Origin of the sequence: Cognatundibacterium rugosum, from assembly GCF_014284365.1 — a bacterium.
Taxonomy (GTDB): domain Bacteria; phylum Pseudomonadota; class Gammaproteobacteria; order Burkholderiales; family Burkholderiaceae_D; genus Undibacterium; species Undibacterium rugosum.
The window spans coordinates 322,212-346,632 of record NZ_JACOGG010000002.1 but is presented as its reverse complement, the minus strand read 5'-3'; the positions used below and the strand labels follow the sequence as shown (position 1 = coordinate 346,632).

Below are 24,421 nucleotides of genomic sequence, written 5' to 3'. Positions count from 1 at the left end.
ATTGGAAAGGCTACCATTGCAACCATTCAGCCGCATCGGCGAACTACTGCCACACAACTGGAAGCTTGCTCAATAATTTCCATCATCCATATCAGAACCGGTCAACCTGTGATGACCGGGCGCTTACCCTTCAGCTTGCTGTGAGTGCGTTCAAATGAGGCGAGACGGAAGGAGAGGGCTGGTGTATCAGGCGCCCCTGCGCTAACACGGCCTGAGTTGTCAGCGATTGTAGGGTGCTGCGGACTTAGTCTGTAGTCGCGGTGCAGTCAACCAGGACCACACCGCTGGGAACTGTATTTAACTGCTTTGCGCTTCGCCATCCAGCGCAAAGACCAGATCATCGATTAATGTCGCGAGCTCACCCGTCATGAGCGCGAAATCTGCGTCAAAACGTTCTTCTTCATTCATGCCCTTGTCCTTGTCGTCATCCAGTACATCCAGAGGCTTGATACGCTTGATGGTCAGGGTATCGGTCAGCACGAAACTGACGCGATCATTCCAGGTCAGCGCAAGCTTGGTGCAGAGTTTGCCGGCAGCGATATGCTTTTGTATGTCATCCGGTTCCAGCGTGTGGCGTACATAGCGTACGGTGGATTTATCTTCATTCGCACTCTTGAGTTCCGTATCCTGATCGATCGTGAAGCCTTTCGGCGCCTCGTTACCGGCCAGCCAGCCTGTCATCGCGGCTTGTGGACTGGTTTTGACACGCAGGCTTTCCAGCGGGATCTTATCGCAGCATTTCAGCAGCAGCTTGATGACTTCATCGGCACGGGCCGGGCTAGAAGCATCAATCACCAGCCAGCGGTTGACGGTATCGATCCAGACGTGGGTTAAACGCTTGACGCCGAAGGCGCGCGGCAACAGCTCATCGGTCACACGCTCTTTTAAATCCTTCATCGCTTTACGGCCTGGTGCAAAGCCTTGTTGCTCTTCAAGTTCCAACGCGCGCGCCTTGGTCACCTGGTTAATCACACTGGAAGGCAGCAGCTTTTTTTCTGTTGCCAGCGAGATCAGGAACTGTTGATTGACGCTGTGTACCAGCAAGTCATTATTACGTGGTGAGGCCCAACCCTGGCTCTGCATTTCATTGGACGCACATTGCGAAAAAGAAATTCTGGCGAGTTGCGTATTGAGCTCGTCGGCGCTGATATTCCAGGGCGCATTCAGACGAAATACCTGTAAGTTCTTAAACCACATAGCTGATCCAAACAATGAAAAGCTGACATTCTACACGTGCGGCGCCGGCAACTGACGCCATCTGGGCCGCGCTTTGCGACTCTAATCGTGACTCCGTCGCATTTTGCTCGCTCCGTGCTTACCAGCCCGCCATACTGACTCCATCGCAATCAGACATCACCAACAAGGAGATCATCATGCTGCAGCAAATTCTGAGTCATACACCAGTCTGGGTTTGGGTCGTTCTGGCAACTTTATTGGTTTTTGGTACTTTGGCAAGCCGTGACCGTGTGCAAAACTTGCGTCGTCTGACCCTATTGCCGGTGTTGATGGCCGGCTTGTCGATTCAGGGGCAGCTGCAGCAATTCGGGTGGAATGCACTCGCTTTGCTGAGTTGGGCCGGCGCAGTCTGGCTGGGTGCCCAGCTCGCAGTGCGTATGGCCGATGCAGACGGTCTGCGGGTGGAATCTGCCAGCCATATCTGGGTGCGTGGTAGCTGGCTGCCACTGACACTGATGATGTTGATTTTTGTGGGTAAATACGTGCAGGGTATGGTCTTTGCGATGCAGCCGGCATTACGTACTGACACTGGCGCGATTCTGGTTTGCAGTATTGCTTTCGGACTGGTGAATGGCATTCTGTTGAGCAAATTATTACGGGTACGCCAATTACTCAAGAATGCTCAACCAGCCGCCGCGCTGCAAACCGCATCGGTCTGAATTTCCAAACGGACATGGCGCAGGGGAGACAGTATAATGTTTGCTGTTCTCATTCTATTTCATTGCCAATAAGCAAAGAATATCCTGTGCCATGTTAGCTCAACAAAAACAAGACTTACTGAATCTTTTGCAAACCGCTGTTGCTCCTGTGCTGGAAGGCAGTGATCTGCAACCTGCCATCCTGCTGGAGCGCCCACGCGATCCTTCACACGGTGATGCTGCCTGCAATATCGCCATGCAGATCGCTAAGCCTTTGCGCAAAAATCCACGTGAGCTGGCGACCCAGATCGTTGCCAACATCGAAGCACAGCAACATCCTTTGATCGCTGCAGTTGAGATCGCAGGACCTGGCTTCATCAATATCCGTCTGGCGACAGCAGCCAAGCAATCAGTCGTGCGTACCGTGTTGCAGCAATCGGCCGCATTTGGTCAAAGTGCACGCGGTGCCGGTAAAAAAGTGGTGGTGGAATTTGTGTCCGCCAACCCGACTGGCCCTCTGCATGTCGGCCATGGTCGTCAGGGTGCGCTGGGTGATGCGCTGGCAGCACTGCTGCACGTACAGGGTTTTGATGTGACGCGCGAGTTCTATTACAACGATGCAGGCGTACAGATTGGTAATCTGGCGCTGTCGGTACAGGCGCGTGCCAAAGGCTTTGCGCCAGGCGATGCCAACTGGCCAGAGTCTGCATACAACGGTGATTACATCGCCGAAATAGCACGGGATTTCCTGGACAAGAAAACCGTTGCGGCCAGCGATGGGGTACCTGCGACTGCGAGTGGCGATGCCGATGACATCGATTCTATCCGTAAGTTTGCGGTCGCATACTTACGTCGTGAGCAGGATACGGATTTGCAGGCTTTTGGCGTGAAGTTCGATAACTATTATCTCGAATCTTCTTTGTACAGCGACGGCAAAGTCGAATCCGCAGTACAGGCCTTGATCGCCGCTGGCAAAACCTATGAGCAGGATGGTGCACTGTGGTTGAAAACTACGGAATACGGCGACGACAAAGACCGTGTGATGAAAAAATCAGACGGCACGTATACCTATTTTGTGCCTGACGTTGCCTATCACGTCACCAAGTGGGAGCGCGGTTATCGCCAGGCTATCAATATTCAGGGTAGCGATCACCACGGCACCATCGCACGGGTACGCGCAGGTTTGCAGGCACTGAACGTCGGTATTCCTCAGGGCTTCCCGGATTATGTGCTGCACAAAATGGTGACGGTCATGAAGGACGGCGCCGAAGTAAAAATTTCCAAGCGTGCCGGTTCCTACGTGACCGTACGTGATCTGATCGAATGGTCGGGCAATGGTGATGAAGTACGTGGCCGTGATGCGGTGCGTTTCTTCCTGATCTCACGTAAGGCAGATACTGAGTTTGTATTTGACGTCGATGTGGCACTGGCACAGTCTGACGAAAATCCGGTTTACTACGTGCAGTATGCCCACGCCCGTATTTGCTCGGTACTGGCACAATATGCAACTGATGAAGCAGCGTTCGCACCGCTGGCACAAGTTGATCTGTCGCCACTGACCGCTCCACGCGAAGCCAGCCTGCTGGCCAAGCTGGCAGAATATCCGGAAATGCTGGAAAAAGCCTTAGACGAACTTGGCCCCCATCAGGTCGCCTTCTACCTGCGTGATCTGGCCGGTGAGCTGCACAGCTACTACAACGCCGAGCGCGTGTTGGTTGACGACGAAGCGACTAAGCTGGCACGTCTGGCGCTGATGCTGGCCACCCGTCAGGTGATCCGCAATGGCCTGAGCCTGATCGGTGTGTCCGCACCTAACAAGATGTAAAAAACAGCAGAACTGGCCGCCAGCCCAGGCAGAACGAGGGCGAGCGGCCAGTCACAGCGTATACCTATTTCTGGCAACCTCAATTTCCGGAGACGCATGAAAGCACATCTCACAACTTTGGCCCGTCAGCGCGGCAACACGCTCACAGGCATTATCATCGGTCTGGTGATTGGTCTCGGTATTGCCGTGGCCGTCGCGCTCCTGATTACTAAGTCTTCCACGCCATTTACCAATAAAGGCGGTAAGGACAAACCGGATCAGCCGCTGACCCAGCTACAAGATCCGAATAAACCGCTGTATGGCAACAAGGACGCGGTCAAAGAAGCCAATAAAGATGTGCTGAAAGACGCACCAAAAGCGGCAGAGCAAAATACCGTGGCCGTCAAACCGGCCGACAGCAAAATAGAAGTCAAACCGGCCTCAGAAAAACCAGTGACTGCAGAAAAGCCCGCAGAGAAACCAGCGGAAGTAGTCAAGATCGATCCGGCAGTAGAAGATAAGTACACCTACTACTTGCAAACCGGTGCCTTCCGCGAAGTGAATGATGCAGAAAGCGCACGTGCCAAGCTGGCCCTGATCGGTTTTGAAGCGAAAATCAGCGAGAAAAATTCTGATACCGGCACCATGTACCGGGTCAGGGTGGGTCCATATCCGAATGCAGAAACAATGAACCGTAACCGCGCTAAGTTGTCAGAGAATGGCGTCGATGTCGCGATCGTAAAAACCCTTAAGTAAGATCGTCCTGCTGGCTGGGTCTGTATCCGGCTAGCTGTCATAACGGATGATGGATTTCAATGATTAAGTAAAGGAAGCATATGCGAGTTTTGCAACAACTGTTTCGTGGTGTCGTGATTGCCAGTCTGAGCATGGCAGCGGGTCTGGCACTGGCTACACCGGCAGCGCCCGAAGCGGGCAAGGAATACCGGGTACTGACCAAAGCTCAGCCCGTCGAAGCAGGGAAAAAAATCGAAGTCACCGAATTCTTTGGTTATTTTTGCCCGCACTGTAATGCACTCGAACCACTGATCGCTGAATGGGTTAAAAAGCATAGTGATCAGATCGTGTTCAAACGTGTGCATGTGAATTTCCATGGCCTGGTCACGCAACAAAAATTATTCCTGACGCTGGATACCATGGGCAAGCTGGAGTCGCATCATATCAAGGCTTTCAATGCCTATCATGTGGATCGTAACCGTTTGCAGACTGATGCGGACGTGATGAATTTCGTGGCTAAATCCGGCCTCGATAAACAAAAATTCAGTGAAATTTATAACTCTGCTTTCAGTATGCAAAGCAAGGTCGCACGCCTGAATCAAACTCAGGAAGCATATCAGGTCGACAGCGTGCCGATGATTGCGATCGATGGACGTTATGTGACTTCCCCGGCACAGGCAGTGTCCGGTGTAGGCCGTGTGACTGAAGACGTACAAAACCGCGCTGCATTGCAAGTGATGGATTTCTTGCTGGCCAAAGTCCAGAAAGAAAAAGGCATCAGTACGGCTGCAACCAGTGCTCCTGCAGCAGCTCCGGCGGCCACTGCACAGACACCCGCCAAGAAAAAGTAGGCTAAGGGTTTTCAGACGCTAGCCAGTCTTCGCATGCAAGAAAAAGCCCGCACCAGCCTTTGCTGATGCGGGCTTTTTCTTGTGTCAACGGAGCGGCTTCCGGGGTCAGCCGCGATCAGTTTGACCTCAGTTTGTCAGACCGGATTCAATGCGACCGCTGGGAAATCCAAAGGCACATCGAGTGCGATATTGATGTAGTTAGTAAAAATATTCAGCGCGACATGGGCCAGAATCTCGACGATATGTTCATCTTCAAATCCTGCACTGCGTAATTGCGCAAAATCCTGTTCATTCACCTGAGCGCGCTGTTTCACCACTTTTAAGGCAAATGTCAGAGCTGCCGCAGTTTTTGGATCTGCTGACTGCCCTGCCTGTGCGGCAGCCATCTGGTCTGCGCTGAGCCCCGCATTTTTACCTAGTAAAGTATGCGCGGCCAGGCAGTATTCGCAGGCATTGCTCTGTGCAATAGCAACCGCAATTTGCTCTCCCAGCTGAGCTCCGAGCACTCCCTTACCCAATGCACCAAACGCAGCCCACATGCTGCTCAGCGCTGCTGGTGAATTGGCCACCGCGCTGAACATATTGGGTGTGCTGCCAAAGGCTTGTTGTATCGGAGCCAGCAGTGCCTGACGTTGTGCAGTGGTGGTGGCGGATTGAATTAAAGCGACGTGAGACATGATATTTTCCTTTGCAAAATCAGTAGATGAATTGATCGTCGGTCAAATGAGACAGTGCTGAGTGCACAGAGCGCAGTGTGCGCGTTTGAAGTGTATGATTGGTATCCTTACGTCTTAAATATGTATCTAATCATCCAGATATGCCGAAACAAACTTTACCGGCACTAGACCGTCTGTCGTCCTTACTGGAACATTTTCCAGTCACGGCGAACCTGTATTTTTCAGGTGCGCTGTGTGGTCTGACGCAGTTTGATGCACAGGCCGGACGCGGATTTTTTCATGTGTTGCGCAAGGGAGAAATGCGGCTCACGCATCATGCTGGTGCCGGGGTATCGCGCAGCATAGACATCACTGAGCCCAGCTTAATTTTCTATCCTCAGGCCCTGGCGCATCAGTTTTACAATGCACCGGTGGATGGAGCCGATTTCACCTGTGCCTCGGTATATTTTGCCGGTGGTGCCTCCCATCCTCTGGTCAGGGCATTGCCCCCGCTGATCGTGTTGCCGCTGGCAGCTGTGCCCAGTCTTAAGGGCGTGCTCGATGTGTTATTTCAGGAAGTCGATCAGGTACGCTGTGGGCAGCGTCTGATTGCTGATCGTTTGTTTGTCGTGGTATTGCTGCAGCTATTGCGCAGCTTGCTGGATCAGGCTTCAGAACAAGGCATTTCTGCCGGATTGATTTCTGGCCTGGCTGATCCGCAACTGTCACAGGCAATCACCGCGATGCATGACAGTCCGGAATTAGCCTGGACGCTGGAGCAGTTAGCCCGGAAAGCAGCCATGTCACGCAGTGCGTTTGCGAGTCGCTTTAAAAAAGTAATGGGGGTGGCACCGGCTGCCTATCTGACTGAATGGCGTATCGCGGTCGCAAAAAAACAGTTATTACAAGGACAGGCGGTGAAAGTCATCGCGCCTGCATTGGGCTATACCAATGCATCGGCACTCAGCAGGGTGTTTACACAGCAGACAGGCTTGTCGCCACGGGCCTGGCTGGCAGCAAATACGCCTATGCAGGAATGAGGTATGGCGCGTTGCTTCGCGGTTGATTTTTCTGAGTCTGGACTGGTCAGCAAGTTAAAAGCTGACGTATATTCCAGCCTCGTCCTAGTGTGCAGATTGGATTTCAAATGATGAATGTGTTTATTACCGGTGCCTCTTCAGGTCTGGGTGCAGCCCTGGCGCGTAGCTATGCACAGCAAGGCGCGCGGGTGGCGCTGGTAGCGCGCCGCCAGCCTCAGCTGGAACAGTTAAGACTATCGCTGCCGCATCCTGAGCGTCATTGTATTTATGCACTGGATGTGACCGATCATGCCGCCTTACGGCAGGCCGCACAGGCCTTTATCGCGGAAGCCGGAGCGGTGCAGGTGGTGATTGCGAATGCAGGTGTCTCGATGGGCACACTGAGCGCACATCAGGAAGACTATGTGGTGTTTGAGCGTATTGTACAGACCAACCTGATGGCGACCGTGGCGACTTTCAGTGCCTTTATCCCCCATATGCAGCATATCGCTGGACAGGAGGCCTGCCGCCTGGTTGGCATAGGCAGCGTGGCGGGTATCCGTGGCTTGCCCGGCGCCGAAGCCTACAGCGCGTCGAAAGCTGCGGTCATCAGTTATTGCGAATCATTGCGGGTGGAGCTGGCACGCGATGGTATACGCGTGGTGACGATAGCACCGGGTTACATCGATACGCCCATGACGCAGGTGAATACTTTCCCCATGCCCTTCCTGATGCCCGCTGAACGCTTTGCCGCGCAGGCCGTCAAGACGATCGCCGCTGGCACTTCCTATCGCGTGATTCCATGGCAGATGGGCATAGTGGCGAAGCTGTTGCGGCTGCTGCCGAATCCGCTCTATGACTTTATTTTTTCACGTGCACCGCAAAAGCCAAGACAGCCGGCGCCGCAGGAGCCGAGCGCATGAGTCAGTTATTTACCGACGCCATCGAACAACAGCATCCTGTATGGAATCCGGAGCAGGCACGCATCGTGAGTCTGGTTCCCTCACTGACGGAATTGCTGATCGATCTGGGCTTACAACATGCACTGGTAGGCCGTACCGGATTTTGTATACATCCCGCTGATCAGGTCGCCGCGATTCCTAAAGTTGGCGGTACCAAGGATGTGAATATCGCTAAAATCCGTGCGCTCGCACCTACCCATCTGTTCGTCAATATCGACGAAAACACCAAACCTGTGGTCGATGAACTCGCGACCTTTGTGCCGCATGTAGTGGTGACGCATCCGTTGAAGGTGAATGATAATCCGGCTTTGTTTCGGCTGGCTGGTGGCTTGTTTGGGCATAGCGCGCAAGCCGAAGCCTTGTGTACACAGTTCGAGTCAGCTCAGCAGGTGCTGGCTGACTGCGCCGCACGCAGCAGACCGCAGCGTGTGTTGTATTGCATCTGGCAAGATCCATGGATGACGGTGTCGGCCCAAACTTATATTGCCGACATGTGTCGCCAGATCGGTTGGCAGCAAGTGCAGATAGCCGACAATACTCAGCGTTATCCGCGCTTTGAGTGGTCGTCAGTACTGTGTGCGGAAATGGATCTGATCCTGTTGTCGAGTGAGCCTTATCGTTTTACGCAGCAGCATGCAGATATGCTGGAACGCCAGACTGGCCTTCCTGTTGAGTTGGTGGATGGGGAAATGTTTTCCTGGTACGGTAGCCGAAGTATTGCCGGCTTGAAATATATAACGTCTTTTTGTCGCTAAAAATGAAAAAAATGCTGTCAAAATGTGGGAAAGATACGTGTTTTCCGCATAAAAGACGTAAATTTACAACGCATTGATTGACACTGCTTTGGCTGCAACCGGATACTGAAAAATCCTGGAAACTGCCGCAAATAGAGGTCAGTGACAATGAATTCTGCGCAAAAAATGTGAAGAACAGCAGACTGCAGTTGGTGGTTTCCTGTCCCGATTCACGCTTTTTTTCAAGGAATTCCGGTTATGAAACCCATGTGTAAAGCAATCCTGCTGGCGCTGTACGGTGTTGGCGGTATGGCTGCAGTACTCCCATTCGCGGCGTTGGCGCAGACTGCAACACCCGACAAATCGGCAGAGGCGCCGATACAGACCTTAACCATCGTCGGATCGCGCAAAATCAATTCCTCTGCGACTGAAACACCGGTACCGGTTGATTTTATCTCCGTCTCAAAATCGGCAGAGCAGGGTGGTCAGTTCGATCTGGCTCAGACGCTGGCCAATATTTCACCCTCGTTTAACTCTACCCGTCAGACCGGTGCGGATGGCGCGGATCTGGTCGATTCTGCTGCCTTGCGCGGACTGGGTTCCGACCAGACACTGGTGCTGGTGAATGGCAAACGTCGTCATACCGTATCGCTGGTGAATCTGTTTGGTGCGCGTAATCGTGGTAACACCGGTACCGATTTGAATGCAATTCCGGTCATGGCGATCAGTAATATTCAGGTTTTGCGTGATGGTGCTGCAGCTCAGTACGGTTCCGACGCGATTGCCGGTGTGCTGGATATCAGTTTGAAGAAAACGCTGGGTTGCGAAGCCAGTTTCGGTTACAGCCAGTATTCTGCCGGTGATGGCAAAAACTATTTGCCGTCGGCTTATTGCGGCGTGCGTATCGGTGAAAAAGGTGTGCTGGGCATCACCGCCGAATACACCGACCGCGGCCGTTCCAATCGCGCTGATCCGGGGAATCCACGCACGATAGGCGACACGAAAGTCACAGGACCTACCGTGTATCTGAATGGTGAAGTGCCAAATGGTGGCTCCGATAAATTCTATTTCACCCTCGGGGCTCAGCAGCGCAAGGCGTCCTCTGCCGCCTGGGCGCGTGGTGGTATCGGCAGTGATGATATTCCATCCCGTAATTCTGCTGCCATGTACCCGAATGGTTTTGTACCCTATATCAATGGCGATATCGATGATATCTATGGTATCGCCGGTTATCGCTGGCGCATCGGTGAATGGAATGCCGATCTGTCACAAACCTATGGCAAGAACCAGCTGCGCTACAACATCAGCAATACCCTCAATGCTTCGATCGCGAATAAGGATTTGCTCAATGGCGGTAAGGGCATCAGCCCTAGCCAGTTCGATGCCGGTGGCTTTTCATTTTCCCAGGCGACCACCAATCTGGATTTCAGCCGTTTCTTTGACGGCTTTATGGAAGGTGTGAACGTCGCTTTCGGTGCTGAATACCGTCGTGAGAATTACAAGATTTTTGCCGGTGAACCTGGTTCGTATAATGACGTGGATGGCGTTGGTATCGGTGGCAATGGCGGTAGTCAGGGCTTCCCCGGATTCCAGCCTGGCGACCGTACTGACCGCAACCGTAACAGCGTGGCCGCTTATGTCGATATCGAGACGGATGTGACTAACCGCTTCAAAGTGCAGACCGCTTTGCGTGGCGAACGCTACAGCGACTTTGGTTCTACTCTGACCGGTAAGCTGGCGTTGAGCTACAAGGCGATGGATGCGATGTATCTGCGTGGCTCGCTGAGTACAGGCTTTCGTGCGCCGTCTTTGCAGCAAGTCTTTTTCTCTTCGACCTTTACTGACTTCATCAGTGGTGTGCCTATGGACGTGGTGCTGGCACCAAATGGCGGTCCAGTTGCCAATGCAGCAGGTATTCCTAAGCTGAAGGAAGAAAAGTCTAAGAATTACACGCTGGGTATGACATTTAAACCCAGTCAGCAACTGAGTATGACGGCGGATTTCTATCGTATCGATATCTCTGATCGCATCGTTTTGTCTGGACGTTTTGATGCCAATAATTACCCTGCACTGGGTGCGACCCTGTCTGCACTGGGTGTGGGACAGGCACAATTCTTTGTGAATTCCATTAATACCAGAACTCAGGGTCTGGACTTGACGGCATCTCATAAAACTGACCTGGGTGCGGGCAAGCTGACGACATATTTCGGTGCGAATTTCAGTAAGACTGAAGTAACAAAAGTGTCAGCACCTCCTTCGCTCAAAGGCTTTGAAAACGTCCTGTTGTCTGAGCGTGAACGCCTGTTTATCGAACAAGGTGGGCCACGTATGAAAGCGACGCTCAGCTTCAATTATGAGCAGGGTCCATGGTCCAGTGAATTTAAAATCATCCGTTATGGTTCGCAGACTTTGGGTACGTTCTCCGGGACAGAAAATGGTGTGCCGAATGCCTATTACGAACCTAAGACGTCGGCGGATGTGGCACTCACATATGCATTCAATGACACCACTAAACTGACTGTGGGTGGCACCAATATTTTCAATGTCAAACCGACCCGTCAGAATCCGAATGAAACCGATAACGGGTTTTACTACGACAGCGTACAGTTTGGTTTAGGTGGTGCAGCTTACTTCGTCAAGCTCTGGAAAAAATTCTGATCAACGGAAAATCAGCCCGGTGTAAACCGGGCCAAAGTTGTTGAGGAAAAGGCTAAGAAAAAGGGGCATATCGCCCCTTTTTCTTATGTAGTTCCCAGCATTTTGTGCGTGCCTATGCGCAAAGTGAGCGTCGCTCAGGTGACCGGACTGAGCTTATCCATCGCACCCAGCAAAGCGTCTTTTTGTAGCGGTTTTTCTATGGTGCCCAAAAAACGTAGTCGCGCCAGTTGCGCCACCAGCGACGCTGAGTACAGTACTTTGGCACCCTGGCCCGACATCAGGATGACTCCACCGTTAAAGTGGCGGTCCCCCAATAATTTCATCATTTCAAAGCCATCGATGTCTGGCATCTGGATATCACATAAAATCAGATCCGGTAAAAATTTACCATGTTCCAGCTTCAGTATGGCATTTTCACCACCGAGTGCAGTCTGGATTTTGCTGATTCCTAAATCATTGAGCAGGTCAGAAATAAATTCGAGCTGGAAATCATCGTCATCAATCACCATTACACTCATCTGTGTGTAGTTCTGTTCCCCATGTTGCGTCATTGTGAACTCCTGTCTTTCAAATTAAGTGCATCACCTGAAGGATCAAACAGCTACCGCCGTGACCCATTTATGAGGTGGAATTCAGAGATTTACTGGCCTGCAGTTTTTCATCCCAATTGATTTTCCACTCGATAAAATCTTGACTCGCCATCGGTTTGGCGATGAAATAACCCTGTACTTCATCGCAGCCCGAGTTGGCAATTAAATCCCAATCCTGCTGTCTCTCCACACCTTCCGCCACCAGATTCAGGCGGAAGATTTTTCCTAACTGAATGCTTGAACCCAGGATGGCGCGTGCCCCCTCATCTTTGGTTGCACCATTCACAAATGCGCGGTCCACCTTGAGTTCAGTCACGGGTAACTGCTTGAGATTTTCCATGGTAGAAAATCCGGTACCGAAATCATCAATTGACAGACCAAAACCTTTTAAACGCAGGCGTGTCAGTATCTCCAGACTGAGCGTGAGATTTTCCATCAGCCGGCTCTCGGTCAGTTCCAGCGTGATGTGATCAGGCGTGACGCCGGCTGCCAGCACGATGCGCTCAAATTCTTCCGGCAAATCCAGCTGATCCAGATCATCCATAGAGACGTTGACCGACACCTTGAAATCATGTCCCTGCTGCAGCCACTGTCCTAGTTGTTGTGCTGCCTTTTTCAAGACTTCATGCGTGAGCACATCAATCATGCCATGGGCTTCCAGCACTGGTACAAAGCTGGCGGGGCCGATAATGCCACGTTCCTGGTGGCGCCAGCGCGCCAGGCATTCCGCACCCACCACACGCTTGTCGTGTACGGACACCTTAGGTTGAAAAAATACTTCTACACAGTCTTCAGCCAGGCCTTGTTGCAGTTCTGCCAGTGATAACACAGCCTCAGTTTTATGCGCTACTTGCCGTGGCAGGCTTTGTTTTTGTTGTACCAGTGCCAGTTCCAGTAAATCCGGTAGCAGGGGTTTTTTCAACGCAGCGAGTAAGCGCAGGCCATAAGCACGTACCAGGCTCTCCGCTGCTTTCAGTAAGTTATGATCGACACTGCTGATCAGTACGATGGAACCGGTATAGGATTGTTCCGCAACCAGGCGCAGGAAGCTGATGCCATCCATGCCGTTCAGATGCAGGTCGCATAAAATAATTTCCGGTTGATAGGTGCGTATCATGGTCAATGCCTGATGTCCGTCCAGGCAAGACATGATGCGGGTTACGCCAAGTTTCCGCAGGCAGGCAGAGGCGATATCGAGATGACTGGTGTCGTCCTCAAGGACCAGCACGTGCAGATCGGAAAAGTTATTAATCTGGCCGGGCTGAGTACTGATGCTTTGCGTGGCTGTACCTCTGGTCGTTTCTTCCAGATAGTGATGTACTGCCTTTTCGATGTCGATGAATTCATGATGCAGCCACTGTATCAGGCTTTGTGCCTCGTCCAGATTAGGTTGGCTGCGCAGCATTTCCAGCTTATGGCAGGCATCGGCAAACTGATGTGCGCCAACTGTACGCGCACTGGATTTGAGTTTATGTCCAAGCGCCGCAATCAGTTGAATATCCTTGTTTTGGAAAGCCTGCTCCAGGTCTTGCAGGCCATGATCGGCTGACTCAATAAATTTGCGCGCGAACTTACCGATTTTTTCAGGATGATTGCCTAGCTGTTTTTCCAGTACACTCAAATCGATACGCGAGTTTTGGTTGGATTGGAAGCTGGCCGCCTGTTCCTCCAAGTGTGGTAAAGGCTGATCCTGTGGCAAATGGCTGAGCCAGCGCAGGATAGTGGTGAACAGGACTTCCGGAATAAATGGCTTGGCAATGAAGTCATTCATCCCGGCGCCCAGGCATTGCAAGCGATCTTCATTCATCGCATTGGCTGTCATGGCGATAACCGGCAGGTTGGCAAATTTATCCTGCGCCCGTATTTTGCGGGTTGCTTCAAGACCATCCATGACCGGCATTTGTATGTCCATCAGTATGCAGTCTACGGCGCTGTCCACCAGGATATCCAACGCTTGTTGGCCATCACTTGCCAGTAATACCGTCAGATCGGCACTTTCCAGTAATTCTGAGGCGATCTGCTGATTGAACTGGTTGTCATCGACCACCAGCACCGTAATGCGTTCGCGCTCATTGACCAGCAAACGCAGCTTGGTGTTGCTCATATTTTCTTCCAGCGGTTCGGGCGGGGCGACCTCCTGTTTCGCTGCAGATAAATGCACAGTACACCAGAAGGTACTGCCCTTGCCGACTTCGCTGCTGACACCCACATCGCCACCCATCAGACGTGCCAGTTGTTTGCTAATCGCCAGCCCCAGTCCGGTACCACCGTATTTGCGCGTAGTGGAACTGTCGGCTTGTTCAAAAGAACGGAACAATTTGCTTTGCTGTTCCTCACTCATACCTATGCCAGAATCCTGCACTTCGAAACGCACTAGCCAGCCATCCGCCGCATCGTTCACTTTGCGCGCTCTGACCACAATTTCACCACTCTCGGTAAACTTCAGTGCATTGTTGGTGTAATTAATGAGAATTTGGCTTAGACGTAATGGATCCCCATGCATGTGATTAGCGAGCGTGGGGTCGACATCGAAATTCAATACAATGTTGCGACCAATGAGTTTATTGCTCATCATGCTGGCCAGATTATTGAGTATTTCATCCAGCCAGAAATCAACCGATTCCAAGGTCAGTTTGCCTGCTTCAATTTTTGAAAAATCGAGGATGTCATTGACTATGTGCAGCAAGTGCTGGCCGGACAGCTGGATTTTTTTCAGGTAGTCACGTTGCTTTGGATCGGAGGTGGCTGCCATCGCAAGATAAGTCATACCCAATACACCATTCATCGGGGTACGGATTTCATGACTCATATTCGCAATAAAATTGCTCTTGGCTTCATTGGCTGCTTCGGCTTGTAGTCGGGCCTGTGCCAGCTCAGCGGTACGGCTGACCACCAGCTCTTCCAGATGATGCCTGTGTTTGTCGAGTTCTTCGCCCAGCCGTTTTTTATCGGTAATGTCTTCCTGTACGGAGACATAGTGGGTAATGCTGCCATCTTCCTGACGCAGGGGGGTGATGATCGCATATTGAATAATCAGGCTGCCGTCTTTACGCTGATTAACAAATTCACCCTTCCAGATTTGTCCCTGCTGCAGCGTTGTAAACAAATGTTCACGCTGTTCCTGTCGCAAGTTACGGGTACCGATCATCGCCGGTGTTTTTCCTATCAATTCTTCCCTGCTATAGCCGAAAGTTTTGACAAAGGCTTCATTCACATATTCAATCTGATGTTGCACATTGGTGATGATGATGGTTTCTGGGCTTTGCTCTACCGCCAGCGATAATTTATGTAGCTGGGCTTCCGCCAGTTTGCGCTCGGTGATGTCCTGAATCTGGAAAACGAAATGGGTAGCTTTACCATCCTTATCCCGTACTACGCTCACATTTAACTGAGTCCAGATATCATGCTGCTGGCGATGCAGATAACGTTTCTCCAGCTGTAAAGTGGGACGTACCCCCTTGACCACCTCCTGTAACAGTGCGCGGTCATTCACGTTATCGGAAATAGGTGCGACCAGATCAAAACCTTCACGCATGAAGTCTGCCTCGCTCCAGCCCAACATATCGCAGAATGCGTGATTCACCTTCAGAAAGCGTAAATTAAGATCGATCAGGGCCATCCCTATCGGAGATGCGACAAAGGTTTGCTCCAGTTGCGCATCACTCTCATGCTGGCTGGCCTCTGCTAACTTACGTTCTGTGATGTCTTGCACGATGCCGGTCAGGCGTACCACGCGTCCGCTGGCATTGACTAAGCGGTTACCCGGCATCGCCCAGATATAGCGGACTTCGCCATCCGGTAAGATGATGCGGTATTCAAATGGTTGAGCCAGACTGTGCTGTTTAAAGGTATCTGTCTGTCGCGCAGAGATCTTAGCCTGATCATCAGGATGGACGGTTTCCCTGATCATGCGCTGGATGTCCCCTTTATAGCTGGACAGATCACGCTTCCAGATACGCATCATTTCATCTGACCAGGTGACTTTATTGTTGTCTGGTTCCCATACCCAGTGACCGACATGCGCGGTTTGCTCGGCTTCGCGCAAATCCAGTTCACTTTGACGCAAGGCTTCTTCTGTGCGGCGGCGCGCTGAAATGTCACGTGTAACGGCCAGCACCATGGTGTCTTCATGCACATTGTCGCGGATAGGAACGGCATGGGTTTCCAGCCAGCGATGGCTTCCGCGTAAGCCTGTAATTTCAAATTGCAGAATACCATTACCGCCCGCAATCGCGGTTCGCATTAACTGATTGAAGTCATCGCGGTATTTGGGATCTATAAAACTGATCAGTGTGTGTTGACGTACTTTTTCCAGACTGTCCGCTTCCAGCATTGCCAGACCGGCGGAATTCATTTCCAGTAAATCTCCGTTTGCCTTGACGACCTTCACGCATTCCGGTTCGGCGTCAAAAATCGCACGCAGTCTTTGCTCGCTACGTTTTAATCTGGCTTCAGCCTGATGCTTATAGACCGCCAGTTCCAGCGAAGTGCGCAATTCGCGATCGGTGAAAGGTTTGATGATATAGCCGAACGCTTCGGATTGTTTCACCCTGCTCAGGGTTTCATCTTCCGTATCGCCGGATAAAAACACCACCGGGATGTGCTGTTGTGAGTGAATAATCTGTGCGGCTTCGATACCATCCATCTGCCCCGCCAGCATGATATCCATCAGTACAATATCCGGCTGTAAGAGTTTGGCCAGCGTGATTGCTTCTTCACCCGTGGTGGTAGCTCCTACGGCGTCAAAACCCAAGAGTTCCAGCTTGAGTTGAATCTGCAATGAGACCAGTTCGTCGTCTTCGACAACCATGACCTTTGATCTTTGTTGGGGTGCAAGCATACATACTCCACTGCAAAAATCGTTTCAGGCGTTGCTGACTGGCCTGGGCTTCAATCGAGAGGCTGTTGCAAAGTCAAAAGAAGGTGATTTCGGTCTCATTCTCTGCCTTTGCATGTTCCTTGCCGTGATTCCGGTATTCATCCTGCATGGTGTAAGTCGTCTGCAATTCTTCCAGCCACACCGATGTCGTCGGTAACTCACCGGGACCTGCATGCGCGACTTGTTGCTGCATTTTTTGTATGTCAGTACGTACCACATCCAACATCTGTCCTATCCTGTCCTGGAATTGCAGGCTGACCAAGGTTTCTTCGATATTGCCGCGTATTGCCCCGCCATGTATCAACAACTGCTTGGCGGTATCACCCATACTTTCAACGTGCGATAGCACATCCTTGACCACGTGTCCGGAAATTTCCAGTATCTGACTGTCCTGGCTGGCAGTGCGGTCGGCCGTATTCAAGGCGGTTTGCATGACGGCGGAGACATTTTTGACCCGTTCGCCCATACGCCGTCCGGTTTCAGCGGAAAGATGCGACAGCTTGCGTACTTCGCCCGCAACCACAGCAAAGCCTCGTCCGTGTTCGCCTACCCGAGCCGCTTCAATGGCGGCATTAATTGCCAGCAAATTGGTTTGGGCAGCAATCTGGCCCACTTCGTGCGCCATGGTATCGAGTTCTTTGGTGGACTTCGCCAGCTCACGGATGCAATTGAGCAGCTCGTCTTTGCTGGCGATCATTTTTCCCAAAGATTCAATGACCGGTGTTAATTCTTTACGGCAAAGCTGCAACAGAGTAATGGTTGCGTCATTATTTTTATTTAGGGCAATATTGCTGACACCTCCAAAACCTGCAGCATCAAGTTCACTGACCATATGCATAAAGCTGTTGATCAGGTCGCCTATCGCCGATTCTGTTTGTTCACGTACCGATTGCACATGTTTTTCCCACAATGGCAGCACGTGGTGTAATAAATTGGCGAGCTCTTCTTCCGATTCTGTGGCAGGTGTGACGCGGTGAATGGCCGCTTCCTGTGTGGCTTCAGGAGCTTGATTCTGTAGTGCACGGAAAAACAGATAGCCGGCGCTGAGGACGATACAGGCGATCGCGAGACTGCTCACCAGCGCAAAATATTGCCAGAGCAAAAGCAGACTCGACAATAGGAGCAGTGCGTAGGCGAAACTGATCTGACTATGTTGGCGAAGCGAAAAATTCCACATATTACATTTCCTAAATGAAATACGACGTGAACTTCTACTTACTTAACGGAGCGATGCGAGAGCCTGAGTGATTTCTCTGCGGGAAAAAATCCCTGGAAAATTTTATGCATCACAGAAATAAATTTCTTTCTGGATTTTTTTCCTATCGTTCTATTTTGGACATATTCCAACGAATTGCAATCATTTTGTTATCAAAATTAGCAATAAAAGGGGATGCACTAAATCAACAAGTTGCGAAAAAGCGATGATGGTTGTACTTATTGCCATTGTTTTTTTCAATCAAATACTATCAGTATTCTTCGAATATTACGAATAATGTGACCAGGAGAGTGCGGATATTGTTGCCTGGCGCTGAGCGTAGGATCGTGTTCAGAAAGAAACGAGTTGTGTGGTGTAACCGGCGCCTGATATGGAACAGCATGCTAATTTGTGCTTAGCAGGCCACTTGCTTACTTTTTTCAGCATGCTTATGCTGTATGAACGTTCTTCTTTTGCCCGGTCGTCCGGCCAAATGGATCATTTAAATTGAATGCCCACCGGAGCTGCCGATGCATGACATGCCTTCTCATGATTTTTCACAAGTCCGTTTGAGCACAGCGCGGCTGGAATTACGCCCTATGCAGATGGCGGATACCGACGCGTTGTTTGCGATGTGTGCTGACGCCGAGTTTGTGCGTTACTGGAGCGAACCGGCCTGGCAGCACACAGAGCAGGCGGAGCGTCGCATCTTGCGTGATCTGGATGCCCTGCCTCGCGGTGAGTACCTGAATCTGTCATTGGTACGCAAACAGGATGGGGTCTGGCTGGGTAACTGTTGTTTGTTTAGTTTCCTATGGCAATGCCGGCGCGCTGAGATCGGCTATGGTCTGGCGCGTCCTTACTGGGGGCAGGGGTATATGCAGGAGGCGTTGCGTGCTTTGCTGGCCTATGGCTTTGAGCATTTACAGTTACATCGCGTCGAAGCGGATATAGATCCGGCTAACCACGCGTCTGAACTGTCTCTGAAGCGACTCGGATTTGTGCAGGAAGGTTTGCTGCGCGAACGCTGGATCGTCGATGGTCAGGTGTCTGATTCCGCGCTCTTTGGCTTGTTGCAAGCGGACTGGCTGGCGCTACAAACCTCAGCAGCCAGACATGCATCCGTCTAAGGTCAGACGCGAGGCGCTGCATGCGCTGACCGATTTACCCAATATCGCTGCCGCCGGGGCGGCCGATTTGCGTCTGCTCGGCATTCACCATCCTCAACAGCTCATCGGCGCGTCTGCGCTGGACTTGTATCAGCGGCTATGCCTGCTGAGCGGGCAACAGCATGATCCCTGTGTGCTGGATGTGCTGTTGTCGGTCGTTGATTTCATGAATGGAGCGGAAGCACAACCCTGGTGGGCTTATACCAGCCAGCGCAAGCAAATGCTGGCTGCGCTGAAATCCGTTTAGGGTTTGCTTAGCTCGAATACCAGCACGCCACGTGCCGGGATATTGAGTGACTGCGATAAATCGACGTGCTGGCCGCTGAACAGCTCGCGGCCCTGCGCTCCGGCTGGCAGAACTTCCGCATATCGGGTGAGGGCAATCTGGCTGGCGCTGCTGTTCTTATTCATGAATACCATCACCTGTTGCTGCCCCAGCGTACGTACATAGCTGTAGACGCCGTTTTCGGGGGCGAAATGCATCAGTTTGCCACGATGAATGACGGGCTGATGTTTGCGCCAGTTAAGCAGGGTCTTGAGCCAGCTTTGCGCATTTTTTTGCGCGTCTGTCAGACCAGCACCGGTAAAGGCATTGACGGCGTCGCCGCTCCAGCCACCGGGAAAATCACGCCGCGCGGCGCCATCATTTCTTTCTTTGGCGCTGGTCATCAATATCTCAGTTCCGTAATACAGTTGCGGTGTACGCGGCATGGTTGCGATATATACCAGCGCCATACGTGTCAGATCCCAGTCTTCATTGAGCACCGTGTACAGTCGGCTCAGGTCGTGATTGCCTTCAAACAGGACCAGTCTGGCCGGGTCAGGATAAAACTGGTCATTGACCAGGGCTTCATACAGGCTGTTGAAGCCAGTATTCCAGGACTCGCTGGCGGTCAAGGCCTTGATCAGTGCATCTTGCAAAGGGAAATCCATCATACCAGGCATAGATGAGACGTAGCCGTCCGGATTCACTTTGCCACGTAACCAGCGCGCCACGACATTGGGATTGGTACTCCATTCTTCACCGACCATACTGAACTGTGGATACTCCCGCAGAATACGGCGCGACCATTGTGCCAGAAAGCCTGGGTCGGAATAGCTGTATGTGTCAGTGCGTATGCCGGACAGACCGGCATATTCTATCCACCAGATACTGTTCTGAATTTGATATTGCGCCAGTACAGGATGGGCATTGTTCAGATCCGGCATACGCTCGCTGAACCAGCCCTGAGTGAAATTTTGTTTATCCACACTGGCGGCATACGGGTCGCTGACCGTGGTACGCGCATGCGCGGTCGGCACGAACTTGCCCTGGTAAGTGATCCAGTCCGGCGACGGCAGATCGCGCATCCACCAATGCTGATCACCGATGTGATTCAGCACCACATCCTGGATCACGCCTATGCCGTGACGGCGTGCCTGTTGCACCAGTTCGCGATATTCTGCGTTACTGCCCAGCCGCGCATCGATGCGATAAAAATCGGTCGCTGCATAGCCGTGATAGGAATACTGAGGCTGATTGTTTTCCACCACCGGCGTTGGCCAGATCATGGTGTAGCCCATGTCGGCGATATAAGCCAGATGCTGCTGTATGCCAGCCAGATCGCCGCCGTGGCGACCCGCGCTGTCGTCGCTGCGATCCAGTTTGTCAGTCAGGCCGGGCTGTACATCATTGGCCGGATTGCCATTGGCAAAGCGGTCCGGCATCAGATTCAGGATTGCATCCTGAGGGCCAAAACCACGGCGCCGGGCGGAGCCTGGTTCCCGGGTTTTGAATTCATAATCAGCCTCGGCCTTTATCTGCCCGTTAGCATCAACAAAGCGAATATGCCGTTTGCCTGCCCGCATTGCGGCACCGATTTCCAGCTCGATGATCAGGTAATTTGGATTCGGCATAGCCTGTACTTTAAGCACGCGCAGACCTGTGCCACTGATTTGTGGTCGCGTCCGTCCGATCTGATCACCATGCACCATGAGCTGTAACTGACGATCCTGCATGCCAGTCCACCAGAACGGTGGTTCTATCCTGTCCAGTGCCGTCAGTTCGCCTGCCAGTGCAGGCAGGGTACTGAACAGCGCGGTGCAACAAAATAGCGTTTGTGCATTTCGGTACAGGCGGCTAAGTGTGAACATGATGTCTCCTGATTGTAGTTTTATTACATAATTGTCGTGTATTGTAAGAAAAATTCTATGCACTGCAATCAAATTCATGGTGATATCTGCGATTTATTGCCCCAATATCAGCAAATGCGTGGATTGAGGTAACAAAACTAGTTATTTAGAGTTACGTATAGGGAAGCGGATTTTCCCCCTTGAATTGGCAGAAATTTCAGAATTTGTGTTTGCGACGCATCAAATGATGGTGCAAAAATTGCTAGTGAATTTGAAACTGTGTAGTATCTGCAGGACTGGGCGAAATTGTCTCAGCCGACTTCGCACTAAACATTTACCAGGTCCTGATCACAGATCAGAGATCCGTCCAGCCATCAGTCTTATCCCTAGCGTATTTTCCCTGAATTCAGGCTGGCAGAAACCGTATCCTATGCAGTACGCATGTTGATATGCCCGGAAACAAGAAAGGATAGCCATGGCGCCGCCACCTCTTGCAACTGAACAAATTCCGCCGGACGAAGCGCATTACATTAATGATTTACGCAAACGTCTGAAGGCGAAAATTCAGCGCGAATATCCGCAAGGCGTGATGCGCAGGGATGCGCATCCAAAAATGCATGGACTGGTCAGAGCCTATTTCATCGTTGAACCGGATTTGCCGGCAGATTTGCGGGTTGGTGTCTTTCAGGAGCCACGCAGGTATAAATCCTGGATACGTTTTTCTAATCAGAATGGCACGATACAGCCGGACATCAAGAGCGACATCCGCGGCATGGCCATCAAACTGATGGGCGTACCGGGCAAGAAATTGCTGGACGCGGAACAGGATGCTGAAACCCATGATTTCATCCTCATCAGTACCGATGTGTTTGTGACGGCCAATGTCAAAGAATTTGCCGGTCTGATTAAGGCGATGACGACGGGTGTTGTATCCACCATCTGGTATTTCCTGACCCATTGGCGGGTTTCGTATAACCTGTGGCATTCCATGCTGAAGTTTGCCAATCCTCTGCATATCTCCTATTTCAGCACCACGCCTTATCTGTATGGTGACAAAGCGGTCAAGTATGCCGTGGTCCCAAGTACCAAGTCGATCGACCATTTGCCGGATTATCCTAAAGATGATTTTCTGCGCCGTGCCATGGTCAAGCAATTGTCGAAAGAAGATGCGGTGTTTGACTTCATGATACAGATACAGACGGATGCCGAAAAAATGCCGATCGAAGATCCGGGCAAATTATGGCCAGAGACCCTGTCGCCATTTATCAAGATCGCCACCATCCGCATCCCGCGTCAGAATTTTGATTCTGAACCGCAGCGAGATTTTGGTGAAGAGCTGTCATTCACGCCCTGGCATGCCTTGCCTGAACATCGTCCGCTGGGTGGCATTAACCGTGCGCGTAAAATCGTGTATGACGCGATTTCTGCCTTCCGGCACGAGCATAATCATACCCCGCGCAAAGAGCCGGACAGCTGGAATATTCCTGGCGTGGACCCGCTTGATCAGCAGACCCAGGCCAGTCGTTTTTTATGGGGCAATACCACTAACTTTACGTCGGATCAATAACGCCGCGAGCAATCATCCTCAGTGCGGTCATGCTGGGGATGAAAAAATATTCGCCGCCGCGGGTTTCTACAAAGCGCGGAATACGTGCCAGGATGTAAGGCGCATCCTCGCTGGCCGGATCAACCTGCAGCACCGCTTTACTCGCGAAACGCGGATCACTGCTGTGATTGCCGAGGATGATTTCCTTATCGTTGGCCGCCTTAAAATCATTGCCGTAATTAATCCATTGCTGCTGCACGAATTCAAACTGGCGGTTAATGTCGGCATTCAGCATCATGATGATGATGCCGTGATTGCCGTCATCACGCTGGCGGTCGCGCACGGCACCATAAGGCAGGCCACGACGCAGAATACGGCGCCGGTTGACCAACGCGCCAGGTGTATCAAACGCACCGGTCATGCGTTTCAGTGAGCCGGGCGGATCGCCGGGATCACGTCCCATTTCCAGTGAGGCACGCGGATTGATACGGCGCAGATGCGAGCTGAACGGGCATTTGCCGCCACTCATATCGGCATCATAGGTAAAGTCACTCAGCATGCGGTCCTGCTGTTCCGGCGTGGCGGTAGCAAAGCGCGCATCAAAGGCCTGTTTGGCCGCAGCATCCGGCGCAGATACCAGCGGTGCACCGTTATCACGCCAGCGCCCGACAAATTTCGCTGCCAGCAATTCCGGACCGCCCGGATATTTTTTACCTTCCTGTTGCAGATATTGTTCGAAGCTCGCCACGTTCTCATGCAGCTTGCGATACACCATATAAGTGCCATTACGCGCCAGCAGAACAGGCAGCGGTGCTGGTGGATACTCATGTGCTTCATCCACATGACCGAGCAGGAATTCACCGGTTGCCAGTGGTGCCCAGCTACCATCTTCCATTTGTTTGCCACGGCCACGTACGCGGTTCACATCATAAGGCACGCCTTCGAATACCGGATCACCGATGCCGTCGGTATAGCCGAAATGCTCTTTGGCAGTCGGCATGCCGTTTTCCATCACCACGTTCACTTCCTGATAATCGAGCAGTTCACCATTGTCACCGCGATTTCCACCCAATATCACCACCCCACCTTCACTGTGTCGCACTTCGTCCAGCAGCCATTGGTAGCCTTGTTCCAGAAATTCCGTACAGCTTTGCATGGCTTGTGCCACACCCGCCATATCGGCGGTAGCTGGCGCTGGCGCGCGCGCATTCAGCAAGACCGTGATGTGTACGTCTTTCTCGCGCGTGACCCGGTTGTCACGCCAGATCGGGTCCCAGCACTCAGGTGAACTTGGACCATCATCACCGAGAATATCGCGCCTGTGCTTCATGCCCTCGATAAATTCCGGCGAAAAATCGACCAGGGAAGCGCGTGGCAATTCCAGTTCTTTTAGTCCCTGATAAGTGAACGCAATATTCACCGCACAATCCGGTGGCTGTACCGCATCTGGCCCGTTGCCCCAGTTCACGGCGGTGGTCACGCGCTGCGTGATGCGTCCTACGAATTGGCGTGCGCGTGCGCTATGGCGGATATTGAGGAACACGTAGCGGCCTTTGGGATAACCAAAGCGTGCGTAAGCGCGCAGGATATGGCCTTGGATATCGGATAAATCCAGTTCTTGAGTCATGGTCTATTTC

At 51.9% G+C, this 24,421-nt stretch carries 18 protein-coding genes; 11 read left to right on the top strand and 7 right to left on the bottom strand.

All coding sequences use genetic code 11. The features are described from left to right. Nucleotides 1-297: 297 nt before the first annotated feature. A complete protein-coding gene (locus H8K47_RS03210; RefSeq protein ID WP_186879979.1) occupies nucleotides 298-1,197 on the bottom strand; it encodes a recombination-associated protein RdgC in 900 nt (299 codons plus the stop codon). A gap of 176 nt (nucleotides 1,198-1,373) precedes the next feature. Between H8K47_RS03210 and H8K47_RS03205 the strand changes: the two genes are divergently transcribed. From H8K47_RS03205 to H8K47_RS03190, 4 genes are all read left to right on the top strand, one after another. Beyond that, complete coding sequence (locus H8K47_RS03205) at nucleotides 1,374-1,895, top strand: DUF6622 family protein (RefSeq protein ID WP_186879978.1); 522 nt, start codon at nucleotides 1,374-1,376, stop codon at nucleotides 1,893-1,895. A gap of 91 nt (nucleotides 1,896-1,986) precedes the next feature. Beyond that, entirely contained in the window at nucleotides 1,987-3,699 is a 1,713-nt protein-coding gene (gene argS / locus H8K47_RS03200) for an arginine--tRNA ligase (RefSeq protein WP_186879977.1), read from the top strand. Between the two features lie 96 nt (nucleotides 3,700-3,795). Continuing rightward, the gene (locus H8K47_RS03195) at nucleotides 3,796-4,434 is read left to right on the top strand and encodes an SPOR domain-containing protein (RefSeq protein ID WP_186879976.1); all 639 of its coding nucleotides are present in this window, start codon (nucleotides 3,796-3,798) and stop codon (nucleotides 4,432-4,434) included. An 80-nt stretch (nucleotides 4,435-4,514) separates the two neighbouring features. Further along, nucleotides 4,515-5,264, top strand: a complete 750-nt coding sequence (locus H8K47_RS03190) for a thiol:disulfide interchange protein DsbA/DsbL (RefSeq protein WP_186879975.1) — start codon at nucleotides 4,515-4,517, stop codon at nucleotides 5,262-5,264. Between the two features lie 134 nt (nucleotides 5,265-5,398). Here the strand turns inward: H8K47_RS03190 and H8K47_RS03185 are convergent, their stop codons facing one another. Continuing rightward, entirely contained in the window at nucleotides 5,399-5,941 is a 543-nt protein-coding gene (locus H8K47_RS03185; RefSeq protein ID WP_186879974.1) for a carboxymuconolactone decarboxylase family protein, read from the bottom strand. Nucleotides 5,942-6,081: 140 nt separating this feature from the next. Here H8K47_RS03185 and H8K47_RS03180 point away from each other — a divergent pair, with 140 nt between their 5' ends. From H8K47_RS03180 to H8K47_RS03165, 4 genes are all read left to right on the top strand, one after another. Further along, a complete protein-coding gene (locus H8K47_RS03180) occupies nucleotides 6,082-6,960 on the top strand; it encodes an AraC family transcriptional regulator (protein WP_186879973.1) in 879 nt (292 codons plus the stop codon). Nucleotides 6,961-7,067: 107 nt separating this feature from the next. Then, nucleotides 7,068-7,862 (top strand): SDR family oxidoreductase, encoded by a 795-nt coding sequence (locus H8K47_RS03175; RefSeq protein WP_186879972.1) that lies wholly within the window; start codon nucleotides 7,068-7,070, stop codon nucleotides 7,860-7,862. After that, nucleotides 7,859-8,656 (top strand): helical backbone metal receptor, encoded by a 798-nt coding sequence (locus tag H8K47_RS03170; RefSeq protein ID WP_186879971.1) that lies wholly within the window; start codon nucleotides 7,859-7,861, stop codon nucleotides 8,654-8,656. Before H8K47_RS03175 ends, H8K47_RS03170 begins: the two co-directional genes overlap by 4 nt. Before the next feature lie 237 nt (nucleotides 8,657-8,893). Beyond that, nucleotides 8,894-11,293 carry a TonB-dependent receptor plug domain-containing protein gene (locus H8K47_RS03165; RefSeq protein WP_329604131.1) on the top strand — a complete coding sequence of 800 codons (2,400 nt, stop codon included), beginning with the start codon at nucleotides 8,894-8,896 and terminating at the stop codon, nucleotides 11,291-11,293. Between the two features lie 134 nt (nucleotides 11,294-11,427). Here the strand turns inward: H8K47_RS03165 and H8K47_RS03160 are convergent, their stop codons facing one another. The 3 genes from H8K47_RS03160 to H8K47_RS18700 form a co-directional block, all read right to left on the bottom strand. Continuing rightward, complete coding sequence (locus tag H8K47_RS03160; RefSeq protein WP_186879970.1) at nucleotides 11,428-11,844, bottom strand: response regulator; 417 nt, start codon at nucleotides 11,842-11,844, stop codon at nucleotides 11,428-11,430. 67 nt (nucleotides 11,845-11,911) lie between these two features. Further along, a complete protein-coding gene (locus H8K47_RS03155; RefSeq protein WP_186879969.1) occupies nucleotides 11,912-16,723 on the bottom strand; it encodes a response regulator in 4,812 nt (1,603 codons plus the stop codon). A 73-nt stretch (nucleotides 16,724-16,796) separates the two neighbouring features. Then, nucleotides 16,797-17,459, bottom strand: coding sequence for a methyl-accepting chemotaxis protein (locus tag H8K47_RS18700; protein ID WP_230405270.1), 663 nt, complete (start codon nucleotides 17,457-17,459; stop codon nucleotides 16,797-16,799). Between the two features lie 1,028 nt (nucleotides 17,460-18,487). Here H8K47_RS18700 and H8K47_RS03145 point away from each other — a divergent pair. Beyond that, nucleotides 18,488-19,087 (top strand): GNAT family N-acetyltransferase, encoded by a 600-nt coding sequence (locus H8K47_RS03145; RefSeq protein WP_329604130.1) that lies wholly within the window; start codon nucleotides 18,488-18,490, stop codon nucleotides 19,085-19,087. Next, nucleotides 19,074-19,373: a helix-hairpin-helix domain-containing protein gene (locus H8K47_RS03140; protein ID WP_186879967.1), complete on the top strand. Its 300-nt coding sequence runs from the start codon at nucleotides 19,074-19,076 to the stop codon at nucleotides 19,371-19,373. The genes H8K47_RS03145 and H8K47_RS03140 overlap by 14 nt, the downstream gene beginning before the upstream one ends. On the opposite strand, the gene H8K47_RS03135 is transcribed toward H8K47_RS03140, so the two are convergent. After that, the gene (locus H8K47_RS03135) at nucleotides 19,370-21,259 is read right to left on the bottom strand and encodes a glycoside hydrolase family 13 protein (protein ID WP_186879966.1); all 1,890 of its coding nucleotides are present in this window, start codon (nucleotides 21,257-21,259) and stop codon (nucleotides 19,370-19,372) included. The genes H8K47_RS03140 and H8K47_RS03135 overlap by 4 nt on opposite strands. A 454-nt stretch (nucleotides 21,260-21,713) precedes the next feature. Here H8K47_RS03135 and H8K47_RS03130 point away from each other — a divergent pair, with 454 nt between their 5' ends. Then, nucleotides 21,714-22,805, top strand: coding sequence for a catalase family protein (locus tag H8K47_RS03130; RefSeq protein WP_186879965.1), 1,092 nt, complete (start codon nucleotides 21,714-21,716; stop codon nucleotides 22,803-22,805). Here H8K47_RS03130 and H8K47_RS03125 read toward each other — a convergent pair. Then, the gene (locus H8K47_RS03125; protein ID WP_186879964.1) at nucleotides 22,789-24,411 is read right to left on the bottom strand and encodes a Dyp-type peroxidase; all 1,623 of its coding nucleotides are present in this window, start codon (nucleotides 24,409-24,411) and stop codon (nucleotides 22,789-22,791) included. The genes H8K47_RS03130 and H8K47_RS03125 overlap by 17 nt on opposite strands. Between the last annotated feature and the right edge of the window lie 10 nt (nucleotides 24,412-24,421).

Bases quoted from the DNA above. Each gene is read 5' to 3' on its own strand.
- H8K47_RS03210 (WP_186879979.1), bottom strand. From the start codon at position 1,197: ATGTGGTTTAAGAACTTACAGGTATTTCGTCTGAATGCGCCCTGGAAT.
- H8K47_RS03205 (WP_186879978.1), top strand. From the start codon at position 1,374: ATGCTGCAGCAAATTCTGAGTCATACACCAGTCTGGGTTTGGGTCGTT.
- argS (WP_186879977.1), top strand. From the start codon at position 1,987: ATGTTAGCTCAACAAAAACAAGACTTACTGAATCTTTTGCAAACCGCT.
- H8K47_RS03195 (WP_186879976.1), top strand. From the start codon at position 3,796: ATGAAAGCACATCTCACAACTTTGGCCCGTCAGCGCGGCAACACGCTC.
- H8K47_RS03190 (WP_186879975.1), top strand. From the start codon at position 4,515: ATGCGAGTTTTGCAACAACTGTTTCGTGGTGTCGTGATTGCCAGTCTG.
- H8K47_RS03185 (WP_186879974.1), bottom strand. From the start codon at position 5,941: ATGTCTCACGTCGCTTTAATTCAATCCGCCACCACCACTGCACAACGT.
- H8K47_RS03180 (WP_186879973.1), top strand. From the start codon at position 6,082: ATGCCGAAACAAACTTTACCGGCACTAGACCGTCTGTCGTCCTTACTG.
- H8K47_RS03175 (WP_186879972.1), top strand. From the start codon at position 7,068: ATGATGAATGTGTTTATTACCGGTGCCTCTTCAGGTCTGGGTGCAGCC.
- H8K47_RS03170 (WP_186879971.1), top strand. From the start codon at position 7,859: ATGAGTCAGTTATTTACCGACGCCATCGAACAACAGCATCCTGTATGG.
- H8K47_RS03165 (WP_329604131.1), top strand. From the start codon at position 8,894: ATGAAACCCATGTGTAAAGCAATCCTGCTGGCGCTGTACGGTGTTGGC.
- H8K47_RS03160 (WP_186879970.1), bottom strand. From the start codon at position 11,844: ATGACGCAACATGGGGAACAGAACTACACACAGATGAGTGTAATGGTG.
- H8K47_RS03155 (WP_186879969.1), bottom strand. From the start codon at position 16,723: ATGCTTGCACCCCAACAAAGATCAAAGGTCATGGTTGTCGAAGACGAC.
- H8K47_RS18700 (WP_230405270.1), bottom strand. From the start codon at position 17,459: ATGATCGCCAGCAAAGACGAGCTGCTCAATTGCATCCGTGAGCTGGCG.
- H8K47_RS03145 (WP_329604130.1), top strand. From the start codon at position 18,488: ATGCATGACATGCCTTCTCATGATTTTTCACAAGTCCGTTTGAGCACA.
- H8K47_RS03140 (WP_186879967.1), top strand. From the start codon at position 19,074: ATGCATCCGTCTAAGGTCAGACGCGAGGCGCTGCATGCGCTGACCGAT.
- H8K47_RS03135 (WP_186879966.1), bottom strand. From the start codon at position 21,259: ATGTTCACACTTAGCCGCCTGTACCGAAATGCACAAACGCTATTTTGT.
- H8K47_RS03130 (WP_186879965.1), top strand. From the start codon at position 21,714: ATGGCGCCGCCACCTCTTGCAACTGAACAAATTCCGCCGGACGAAGCG.
- H8K47_RS03125 (WP_186879964.1), bottom strand. From the start codon at position 24,411: ATGACTCAAGAACTGGATTTATCCGATATCCAAGGCCATATCCTGCGC.